This is a genomic window from Lysinibacillus sp. (assembly GCF_032093475.1).
GTDB classification, from domain to species: Bacteria; Bacillota; Bacilli; order Bacillales_A; family Planococcaceae; genus Lysinibacillus; species Lysinibacillus irui.
The window spans coordinates 1-10625 of record NZ_DAMDAY010000054.1; the positions used below are offsets into that span (position 1 = coordinate 1).

Genomic DNA, 10625 nt, shown 5'->3' on the forward strand with positions numbered 1-10625 from the left:
TTTTCAGTCATCTACCTTTCTCTTTAAGCTTGTTTCTTTTTATAGATGACAGTAGCTGCCACTAACACTAGTAAAATAGCTTGACCAATCATTGTTTCCACAGTTGGATAGAAGCCAATCAAGCTCATAACCGGTAAGCGATCGACAATTGTTGAAGACAAATGATCAGTGAGCTGCAATGTATGCAGGCTAACACCAATAATTTTAAAGGCTAATACGTAAATTAAAATGGTCGCTACCGCAAAGAATTTATGAACTGGAATTTTGCCACTTGCTTTAAACAAGACAATGGCAAGTACTGCAAGAATCAGCAGTGCTACGACAATCCCGAGGATAAATTGTGAGGTCTCCATTTTCGGGGCAATACCCGCATAAAAGACAAGTGTTTCCGCCCCTTCACGAAAGACTGACAAGAAGCTGATTGCAGCCATTGCCACAATAGAGCCACTGGAAATAGCCTGACCCATTTGCTTCGAAATATAGCGATTCCAACTGACCACATTGGATTTACTATGCAGCCAAATGCCGACACCAATCATCATAGCAGCCGCTAATAAGCCGACATAGCCTTCCATTAATTCTCGATTCGTATCAATCGTAGCTGAATTTAAAATGGTCGACATAAGAATAGCTGCGACGGCTGATAAAAACACACCGACAAATGCACCAACATAAATCCATTTTCGCATCTTCTTCTGACCTGATTTTTCAAGAAATGATACTAAGGCTAAAATAATAAGTAATGCCTCTAGTCCTTCACGTAGCAAAATTAATGCGGCGTCCCATATTGTATAATCGGAATCACCTTGGATGAGCTCGATTTCAGTACGGAATGTATCTAATTGCTTTGTCAGTGCTTCTTGATTTACAGTAGATTTTAATAAATCACTCGCAATAATAGGCATATCACTTTCAATTTTCGTATAAAGACTGCCATTTCGTGTGGAGATTTCAATTTCTACACTTGGCCATATCGTAATAAACTCACGCACTTTATTTGAAGCCGACTGATAATCACCAGCATCAATGAAATCTTGAGCCTCGTCAATATAGGCAATCAATGTAGCTAACGAATAGTCACCTTCTACTACTTCAGCTGTTTCCTTTCCTGCCACAAAATCCTCAATCGTTTTTTGTAAATCGGCAAATTGAGTTTTCATTAGCGCTATATCTGGTTCCTCAGCGGAAATAGAAATACGAAGAAATGCCATTTGTGTTTCGATTTGTCCATACATCGCAATACTTTGCTCCCGCACAGGTCGCTCATTTTTATTCCATTTACTATTAAAATCTTTATAAGCTTCTTCAATGGCCTGACGATCTCCGCTTGCCAAAGCCTGTTCAAAGTCTGCCATAATTGGCTTAAATTTTTGTCCAAACTCTGTTCGCTGTGCCGCTTCATCAACAGGATTTTCAAGCTTTTCTAAGTCACGTAACGCATTCGATAGAGCCGACAGCGCCTGTAAACGTTGTTCCTTGGAAGTGGCATTCGTGGCCTGTTGAAGAATTTTATCGACTTTGGCTTTTGCCTCTGTTTGTTCTGAAGAAACGTTAGCCCAGTCCGTAGCAAATTGTTCAAGAGCTTGCTTGGCCTCCGTCTCTTTATCCTGCTTTGTATTCATCAGTGCATCACTGATCGCAATATATAAATGACTATAAGATTGCGCAGCTTGCACAGGCAAAGCTAAAGTCAGGATGAAGGCGATGACCATACTACAGCGCATTAAAAAGTGCTTCACCTAAATAACTCCCCTTTTGTACACCAGGGAAGCAAGCAAACACGGCACTGCCTCGATGGGTAATGTACTCATTCATTTTATCCATTCGCCCTAAGCTATTTTGGATTGTTGTAAATTGGGCTGGGTCCTTTTGAAAGGAGATAAAGATAAGCCCTGCATCATGGGTTCCTGTATTTGACATAACACCTGATGCATATGAATAGGAACGACGTAAAATACGCGCACCTGATTTCCGTGCCAAATGGACATGTGATGTATCAGGCATAATATAGTTCCCTTTCTCATCCTTAGCCTCTACATCAAAATCATCAAATTCCTTTGTTTTGCCAAAGGGTGCCCCACTGTCACGGTAACGTCCAAAGGTTGCTTCTTGATCTTTCAATGATGTGCGATCCCATGTTTCAAGATGCATTTGAACTTTACGCGCAATTAAATAAGAGCCGCCTTTCAGCCAGCCTTTATCCACCCATACAACCTTATTTAAATCTTTCTCATCCGTAATCGCTGGATTCACGGTGCCGTCCTTGAAGGCAAAGAGATTTCGCGGTGTTCCTCCACCAGCAGGAAACGAGTTAAAGCCAGCCTGAGACCATTTAATTTCTACTTTACCAGATGCAGCTCGCACTAAATTTCGTACAGCATGGAAAGCCACCTGCGGATCATCTGCACATGCTTGAATACACAAATCACCGCCTGTATATTCCTTCTGTAGCTGATCTTTCGGGAAATGTGGTAAATCTTTAAGTTCTGCCGGTTTTAAATGCTGCATGCCAAGCTTATCGAAGAGCGATGGACCAACACCAATCGTAATAGATAAATTAGCCGCATCTAAGCCCTCTGCCTCTCCTGTATCACCAGTTGGCACTCTTGTATTCGTCGATACATCCACCATTAATTCACCGTTCATTAAACGAACAACAAGAGGTGTCCACTGCTGGAACAACTCTTGTAGCTCTTTCTTAGTTGTCACTAAAACATCCAAAGAAGCAAAATAAATATTCTTTTGCACAGGTGTCACAATACCTGACTGATGCTTGCCATAAAAATTGACCTTATTGCTAGCTGTCGCACTATCTTCTACCGTTTCAAAGACATTATAGCCCATTGCTTTCATGACACCGCCTAAGCCAGAAGCACCGATGGCAACACCTGCAACCCCAATGCCTGTCAGCTTCAGCATATCACGTCTAGAAATTTTCTTATTGATCCATTTTTCATCGTTTGATGTTGTCATTTATGTTCACTCCAAAATAATCCCCATTTGACTTAATGGTTCTCCAAGCTGATTAACAGCTGCCGCAAGTGCTTTTGTGTTGTCCTCTGTTAATTCCTCGAATGACACATAGCCACCATTAGCCGTTGCATGCTGTGCTAATAAATCGTCCACTGCCTTAAATTTTTCATCAAGTGTGGCCACTAATTTTTCATCTTTTGCTTCTAATTTTGAGCGTAGAATATCAAAGATTTTTTCTGCCCCTTCAATATTCGCTTTAAAATCATAAAGGTCTGTATGGGAATAAATTTCTTCCTCACCTGTAATTTTAGATGTCGATACTTCATTTAATAAGTCTACTGCACCTGTTATCATTAAATCTGGCGTCACTTCAACTGTTTGCACAAGAGCGTGCAATTCCTTCGCATCTGCAAGTAGCTGATCTGCTACAGCTTCATAGCCTTTTGTTGTATTTTCTTCCCATAATGCATACTCAAGCTTATGGTAGCCAGACCATTCTTCCTCGCCCTTGCCTTCGTCTTTGATATCTGCTAAACGTCCATCAATACGTGGATCTAGGTCTCCAAAGCTTTCTGCGATTGGCTCAGAGCGCTCAAAGTACATACGTGCTGGTGCATACGCTGCTTTTGCGCCTTCAATATCGCCTGCCTTGAATAAGTTCACAAATTTCTCTGTTTCTAGTAAAAATTGATCCATTTGCTCTAACGCAAATTGTTGATAGGCAGATAGTTCATTAGTTAAATCGACTGCTTGTGTGGCTTGCTCTGACTGCTCTGTTGCCGGCTTGTCCTCTTTTTTTACTTCTTCTGTATCGCCACAGCCAGCCATTAGAATGCCTCCTGCTACTAATACTGACAATAATGATTTATTTTTCATCCTTCGTTCCTACTTCCGAATTAGTTTTATATTGTGATGATAATGATTATCATCCTCCATTGCAATATATTTTTTTTGAAAAAGAAAAAAACGTCATTTTTCAGTTGATCTACACAGCCAACTAGAAAAAAGACGTTTTTTCTACAATATAATGATTCTAATCTACGAAATATTCGCTTGTTTGATTTTCTCATGTTTCCCATGTAAGAAATAATAAAGCACAATCGATACTAAAATGACAAACACCATCGAAAAGAAAATGGCGCTATAGCCCATAGAGGGAACAAATAATCCTAAGAAATAAGGCCCGACGCCTAAACCGAAATCGTAAAATATAAAATAAGTCGAAGTAGCAAGTCCTAAACGCTCATTAGGTGTTACTTTGATCGCAATGGCCTGTGCAACGGAGTTGAAGTTACCATAACCAATACCAATACATGCAGCAGCAATTAAAAGAGCCATCGTAGTCGTCGCTGAGCTAAAAGCATACATACCGATAGCAAAAATAACTAAGCATGGGTAAATAATGATATTGGCTCCTCTTGTATCAAGTAGTTTTCCTGTAAATGGACGTGTAGCCAAAATCACAATGGCATAAATAATAAAGAAATAACTACCGGCTGATACAAGATTTAACTCTTTAGCATAAAAGGTCATAAAGGACATAACACCTGAATAGGCAAAGCCAATCACAAGTGCAACAAAGGCGATAGGCACAGCACGCATCTCAATAAAGTTTGTCACCTTAAAGCCAGCCTTCACAGCTGAATCCTTCACTTTCTTCGGTGCATCTGGCACTGTCACGATAAAATACATAAAAAAGCAAATAATAGCTAAAACGGAATCCACGGCAAAAATCATACGATAATCTTCAAAAAGCTGTGTTAATAAAATACCAATAAATGGTCCAATAGCTGTAGCTAAAATCGCACTTAAGCTATAATAACCAATCCCTTCACCACGTCGCTCAGGTGGTAAAATTTGCGCAATAATCGTCCCTGTTGCTGTACTCGCGATACCAAGGGCAATCCCCTGCACTAGACGATTTAACATCAGCAATGGCAAATTACCTGCTATAAAGTAAGACATCGTGGACAACATAAATAATAGTAATCCACAAAATAATGTTTTTTTACTACCCCAATCACCAATAATACGTCCTGTACCAAGACGACCTATCAGTGTCCCGATAATAAAAATACTCGAAACAAGCCCTGCTGTACTTGTCGAAGCATTAAAATGCTCCACAGCATATGCCGCAATCGTAACCATTAATAAATAAAAGATTAACGTAATGGTAAAATTAATAAGTGAGACAATTAAAAAATCCTTTGTCCATAGTTTCTTTCTGGTTGCTTCCACGTTACTCTCTCCTATTGATTGATATTCATACAAATTCTTGCTAAAACCCTGGTCGCAATTTCAATCTCTTGCTCTGGCACACCTGCTAGGGCCTGCTCAAAAAACGGACTCAAATGCAACTTAATCTCCTGCACCAGCTCATCACCATGTGCCGATAAATGGACAAGCTTCTCACGCTTATCCTTGCCCGCTACTGTCTCCACATAGCCTAACTCCACAAGCTTATGCACAAGCTTCGTCACACTCGGCTTCTCGATCGACATAAAAGTAGCGATATCTACAAATGAATGTGGACCTCTATCTTTCAAAAAACGCAGTACAGCCCACTGCGAACTATATAACTGATAAGGCTCAAGCTGCACATTCAGCTGATTAATAAAAGGCCTATACATTAAACGATACTGATTAAAAAACTCCTGCTCAATCGTCACAACATCACTTCCTTTTAAATTAGTTAGCCTAGCTAACTATATACCTAAAAACTCTATTTGTCTAGTAGGAAATAATCGAAACGCCGCTCTTGGGGTATGTGCTATTAGCCTGGAATGTGTGGTTTTGAGAGAGGTATCCTTCACTTTTATTGCTCTATCCTTCACTTTGAGCATCCTATCCACCTGCTTCATGCGTATCCTCCACTTTCTCCGCTCTATCCATCACTTCCCGTGTTCTATCCGCTACTTTCTCAACCTTATCCGTCACTTTCAGCTTTCTATCCACCCACTTCACGCGTATCCTACACTTTCTCCGCCTCTATCCTTCACTTTGCCCGGTCTATCCGCTACTTTTAACTCTCTATCCTTCACTTTTTGCATTCTATCCACCTGCTTCATGCGTATCCTTCACTTCCCCCGCTCTATCCACCACTTCGCGCGTTCTATCCGCCACTTTCTCAACCTTATCCGTCACTTTCAGCATTCTATCCACCCACTTCACGCGTATCCGCCACTTTCTCCGCTCTATCCTTCACTTCGCGCGTTCTATCCACCTGCTTCAAGCGTATCCCCCACTTTCTCCGCTCTCTAGCAACCTATTTCAAGCGCCATTCCCCTCTACAACACCAAAAGCTACAATTCAGACCGCTTGAATTGTAGCTCTTAGCTCTCTATTCCATAATCCAATATTTTCGATGCTTTTTGACACCCTCCGCTTTCAATGGGAGTTGTTGTAACAACTTGTATGCAAGGTTGGGGGATGCAATGGCAAAGAATTCTCGAAAACTTCGATTGGTCAGCTGCTGCCCGACTAGTAACCTGTAGTCCTCTAATGTTCGAACCAATGCATCATCGTCCACCAATCCACAGCGTGGGCACGTCCATTTTTTATAGTGATACGATAATCGCTGACCATTAACACATTGTGGACATAACACACCTTTCGTCATTTCCTTGAGCGGTACCTCTACCTCTTTTTTCAACTTTGTTTGCAGGGATAATAAAAGGTTGGCGAATCGCAAAAGGTCTACTCTTACTCTAGGTTGATGCCGCTCCATCCATTTTTGTAAATTATATCTTAACCCTGCCACATGAAAGATAGGCAGCCCCTCAAATCCCTTTGTCAAAATACCATTTCTCGTTGCCAATACCACCGCATGCAAAACTGGTAAATCAATCCGTTCCTTCTGTACTAGTTTTTTCATCCATACTACATGCCGTTCCAGCTGAAGAAATGGATCCGTCATGCCTTCGACTGTACCATCTGCGGTCGTACGTGTTAATTGAGCGAATGAAGCATCGTATGAAAGTTTGCCTGTAATATTTTTGATTTCTAGGATGAGGACAAAGTGAGGACAGAGGAAGATGGTGTCCATTTGATGGGTAGAACCAAAGTCATTCATTGTTTGAAAGTCATGGAGAAAATAGTGGGGGGATGGTAAGTCTAGTTCAAGCCATTTTGCATCAACGAGCTGTTCACCAGCGAATCCTGCCTGTAGACGCCTTAAATGCTCACAATAAAATGTAAATTCACTATGGGATACAGGAAGTCTTTGTATAAGTGCCTCTAGCATCTTTTGCGTCTCTGATGTTTGACGTGCTAATAAAATCATCTAATCACCTCCTGCCATGATTATATAAAAAAAGAACCTCAACGAATGAGGTTCCTAAAAACTTGTTATATAGAATGTTTAAAATAAATATTTCCCTATTTTCGCTAGAACAAAAGTCTTTTCTTTCGAGCATTACTTAATTTTGATTCATACTTTTCTAGACATTCTTCCGCAATAAATATAAGAAATAAGGTGCACCAATAAATGCCACGACAATACCAGCAGGGACAGTTGCGCTGGCGATGGCAACACGTCCAATCGTATCAGCCAGCATAAGCAAGCTCGCTCCAATAAGTAATGTTAGTGGTAAAAAGAATTGATAGCGTGGGCCAACGAGTTGTTTGGCAATATGGGGGGCCATCAAACCAATGAAGGCTACACCACCTGTTATCGATACCGCAGCAGCCGCTAACGCAACCGCGACAATTAATAATCGCAAACGTTCTCGCCCTATATTCATGCCGAGGCCTACCGCTGTTTGCTCTGTCATAGCCAAGACATTCAAGACATTGGCCTTGTAAAAAATATAAGGAATACATAGCACAAGCCAAGGTACTAATGCCCAGAAAAATGGCCAATCCGTGCCCCATACATTACCGGCTAGCCATTGTGCAATAAATTGTACATCACTACGCTCGGCTGAGGAGATTAATACCATCATGACTCCTGATAGAGCTGAAGCGACCCCTACCCCCACTAAAATAAACTGCACGGGATGCACACCCTTATTGCGCTGATAGGAGAAAAAGTAAATCGATAGGGCTGTTAATAAGGCACTGCAAAAGCCTACAGCAGGTAAGACATAAGCAAAGTGAGGGAGATCCCCCTTCACTAATAAATAAAATATAGTAATCCCAACTCCTGCACCCGCACTAATCCCAATCATTCCTGGATCCGCTAAATCATTGCGAGTAACGCCCTGCAACACAGCGCCTGCTAAAGCTAACGCCATGCCTGCAGCAGCTAGCACAAACATTCTTGGTAAGCGGACCGAAAATAGCACGAAGGACTCTTTAAAACTTCCATCGCCGAGCAAGGTTGGAATAATACGATCAATGGATACAGAAGCAGCACCTAATGATATGCCCATAACAAAAATAAACAGAGTAACAATTAGCCAAAGGATTAACCATTTGCGCTGTTTTTTACGACCGTCTTTAAACAAATTGGCGTCCTCCCTTCCGCACTAAAAGTAGGAAGAATGGTAGACCAATAATTGAAATAATCGCCACAACAGGTGTTTCATATGGTGCGTTAATCATACGCCCTGCAAAATCAGCTGTCACCATAAACCAGCCGCCAACAATAGCGCTCATCGGTAAGACAAAACGATAGTCGGTTCCTACAAATGCACGAACCATATGCGGCACCATTAAGCCAACAAATGCTAGATTCCCAACGAGTGCCACCGCTGAGCCTGCAAGTATGACCACTACAAACATCATTATACCTTTAATCATCGTTGTATTTTGCCCAACGCCCACTGCTACCTCTTCATTTAAACTTAAAATCGTTAATTGGCGACTAAAAGCAAACGCTAGCAGTAAACCAATCACAATGACAGGTACGATTAATAATGCCTGCCATGTTGTGCCAATGAATCCGCCACTTGTCCACATGGATACATCCTTGGAAATTTGAAATAAAATGCCTGTCCCTTCAGCGATTGCTTGTAATAATGCCGTTACAGCCGCGCCCGCTAGCACAAGCTTCAATGGTGAAAAGCCTTTTTTAGTAGAAGCACCCACTCCATAAACTATCATCATGCCAATTCCAGCTCCAACAAAGCAGGCTAAAATTAACGTATAATATGAGAATTTCGGAATAAATGCCATCGTTAAGGCAAGGGCAGCATTGGCCCCTGCCGTTAAACCAAGCAGCCCTGGATCAGCTAATGGATTTCGTGTAACCCCTTGCATAATTGCTCCAGCGACAGCGAGTGCACTACCAACAAAAATAGCTGCAATGATACGAGGAAAGCGAATTTCTCGTAAAATCGTGTAATGTTTACCACCACTTTGTCCGACAATTGCTTGAAAGACATCTTGAATACTCGTATTCGCTGCCCCTAAGCACAACGAGATACCGGCCGTACCAAATAATACGGTCAAAGCAAGCAATACCTGAAGCCAAAATGGAAGCTTTCGAAACTTTGTCATTTGCCTTCGCTACTCTCTACTCAATTATTGTAAAAATTTCTCTTCAAAGAACTTTAACTGATACTCTAATGTAATAGGATCATTGAAGTAAAAGGCATTGGCATTCACTTCAAATAATTGACCATTTTTCACTGCTTCTAAATCTTTAAACCACGCAGCATCAGTGAAGGAATTATCTTGATCTTGGAACATACTAAAGATGACATAGTCCCCTGCATAGTCCCCTAATACTTCTTGAGAAATCGCATAGTAGCCTGGCTCTAGAGCAGTTTCTTTTACTTTTTCAGGCATCTTTAAGCCCATTTCTTGATAAAGGATTTCTGTTCCACGCCCCCAATTATCACCGTAAATATAAAACTGTTTATTAAAGTTTTCTGCCACTGTGACAGTTGCATCTTCACCGATTTTTTCTTTAATTTTTTTACCAGTTTCAGACGCACGTGCTTTAAAATCTTCTACCCATGCCGTTGCTTCTTTTTCTTTATTTACAACTTTCCCTATTTCAATAAACTGTTGAAGATAATCTACTTTGCCATACGTAAATAACACTGTCGGCGCAATTTCTGATAGTTTATCAGCATTTTCAATTCCACTTAAGCCAATAATTAAATCAGGCTCTAGCTCAAGAATTTTTTCTATATCTGTATTTTCAACAACCACTGCATCTTTAATAGCATCTTCGAAGTTTGGATTTTTCGCTGCCCAAGCATCCACACCTACAACATTTACATCAAGCTGTAATAAATCCCCTACAAATGACGATAATACCACTACTCGTTTAGGATTTGCTGGTACTTCCACAGGACCTGTCTCTGATTGATAGGTAATTGTTTCTGCTGACGTTGCTTCTTTTGAGCCTTCATCTGCCTTCTCTGTTTTCTCTTCTTTATTGCCACACGCTGCAAGTACTAATACAAGCATCATGAACATAGGTAATAGCCACTTTTTCATTGTCCTTCTCCTTTTATACCGTTTGTAATAAGTCATATGTAATGCACATTGGTTTATTTGTTCGTGGATCCTTGCCAATGACCGCATCAATATTAAATACTTTTTTCAATACTTCTGGAACCATCACTTCTTCTGCAGTTCCGAATTTCACCAGCTCACCTTGTGAAAGCGCTACAATATAATCTGAAAAACGTGCCGCTTGATTTAAATCATGGAGGACCATGACAATGGTACGTCCTTGTTCTTCATTGAGCTTATAT

At 40.9% G+C, this 10625-nt stretch carries 9 protein-coding genes and 1 pseudogene; all 10 read right to left on the minus strand.

Translation table 11 applies throughout. The annotated features are described in order from the left end of the window. Positions 1 to 23: 23 nt before the first annotated feature. Positions 24 to 1739 carry an FTR1 family protein gene (locus tag RT445_RS12590; RefSeq protein WP_274796706.1) on the minus strand — a complete coding sequence of 572 codons (1716 nt, stop codon included), beginning with the start codon at positions 1737 to 1739 and terminating at the stop codon, positions 24 to 26. Beyond that, on the minus strand, positions 1714 to 2973 hold the full coding sequence (gene efeB, locus RT445_RS12595; protein ID WP_312507035.1) for an iron uptake transporter deferrochelatase/peroxidase subunit: 1260 nt from the start codon (positions 2971 to 2973) through the stop codon (positions 1714 to 1716). The genes RT445_RS12590 and efeB overlap by 26 nt, the downstream gene beginning before the upstream one ends. A 6-nt stretch (positions 2974 to 2979) precedes the next feature. Further along, entirely contained in the window at positions 2980 to 3849 is an 870-nt protein-coding gene (gene efeO / locus RT445_RS12600) for an iron uptake system protein EfeO (RefSeq protein ID WP_312507034.1), read from the minus strand. A 162-nt stretch (positions 3850 to 4011) separates the two neighbouring features. Next, positions 4012 to 5211 carry an MFS transporter gene (locus tag RT445_RS12605; RefSeq protein ID WP_312507033.1) on the minus strand — a complete coding sequence of 400 codons (1200 nt, stop codon included), beginning with the start codon at positions 5209 to 5211 and terminating at the stop codon, positions 4012 to 4014. An 11-nt stretch (positions 5212 to 5222) separates the two neighbouring features. Next, the gene (locus tag RT445_RS12610; RefSeq protein WP_312507032.1) at positions 5223 to 5642 is read right to left on the minus strand and encodes a MarR family winged helix-turn-helix transcriptional regulator; all 420 of its coding nucleotides are present in this window, start codon (positions 5640 to 5642) and stop codon (positions 5223 to 5225) included. A 671-nt stretch (positions 5643 to 6313) separates the two neighbouring features. Beyond that, complete coding sequence (locus RT445_RS12615) at positions 6314 to 7255, minus strand: NERD domain-containing protein (RefSeq protein WP_312507031.1); 942 nt, start codon at positions 7253 to 7255, stop codon at positions 6314 to 6316. A gap of 157 nt (positions 7256 to 7412) precedes the next feature. Further along, entirely contained in the window at positions 7413 to 8420 is a 1008-nt protein-coding gene (locus RT445_RS12620; RefSeq protein ID WP_313470662.1) for a FecCD family ABC transporter permease, read from the minus strand. Beyond that, a complete protein-coding gene (locus tag RT445_RS12625; RefSeq protein WP_274796695.1) occupies positions 8413 to 9414 on the minus strand; it encodes a FecCD family ABC transporter permease in 1002 nt (333 codons plus the stop codon). The genes RT445_RS12620 and RT445_RS12625 overlap by 8 nt, the downstream gene beginning before the upstream one ends. Before the next feature lie 24 nt (positions 9415 to 9438). Next, a complete protein-coding gene (locus tag RT445_RS12630) occupies positions 9439 to 10365 on the minus strand; it encodes an iron-hydroxamate ABC transporter substrate-binding protein (protein ID WP_274796694.1) in 927 nt (308 codons plus the stop codon). Between the two features lie 13 nt (positions 10366 to 10378). After that, positions 10379 to 10625 (minus strand): annotated as a pseudogene (locus tag RT445_RS12635) (iron-enterobactin transporter ATP-binding protein); the annotation flags it as partial.

Bases quoted from the DNA above. Each gene is read 5' to 3' on its own strand.
- efeB (WP_312507035.1), bottom strand. From the start codon at position 2,973: ATGACAACATCAAACGATGAAAAATGGATCAATAAGAAAATTTCTAGA.
- efeO (WP_312507034.1), bottom strand. From the start codon at position 3,849: ATGAAAAATAAATCATTATTGTCAGTATTAGTAGCAGGAGGCATTCTA.
- RT445_RS12615 (WP_312507031.1), bottom strand. From the start codon at position 7,255: ATGATTTTATTAGCACGTCAAACATCAGAGACGCAAAAGATGCTAGAG.
- RT445_RS12625 (WP_274796695.1), bottom strand. From the start codon at position 9,414: ATGACAAAGTTTCGAAAGCTTCCATTTTGGCTTCAGGTATTGCTTGCT.
- RT445_RS12630 (WP_274796694.1), bottom strand. From the start codon at position 10,365: ATGAAAAAGTGGCTATTACCTATGTTCATGATGCTTGTATTAGTACTT.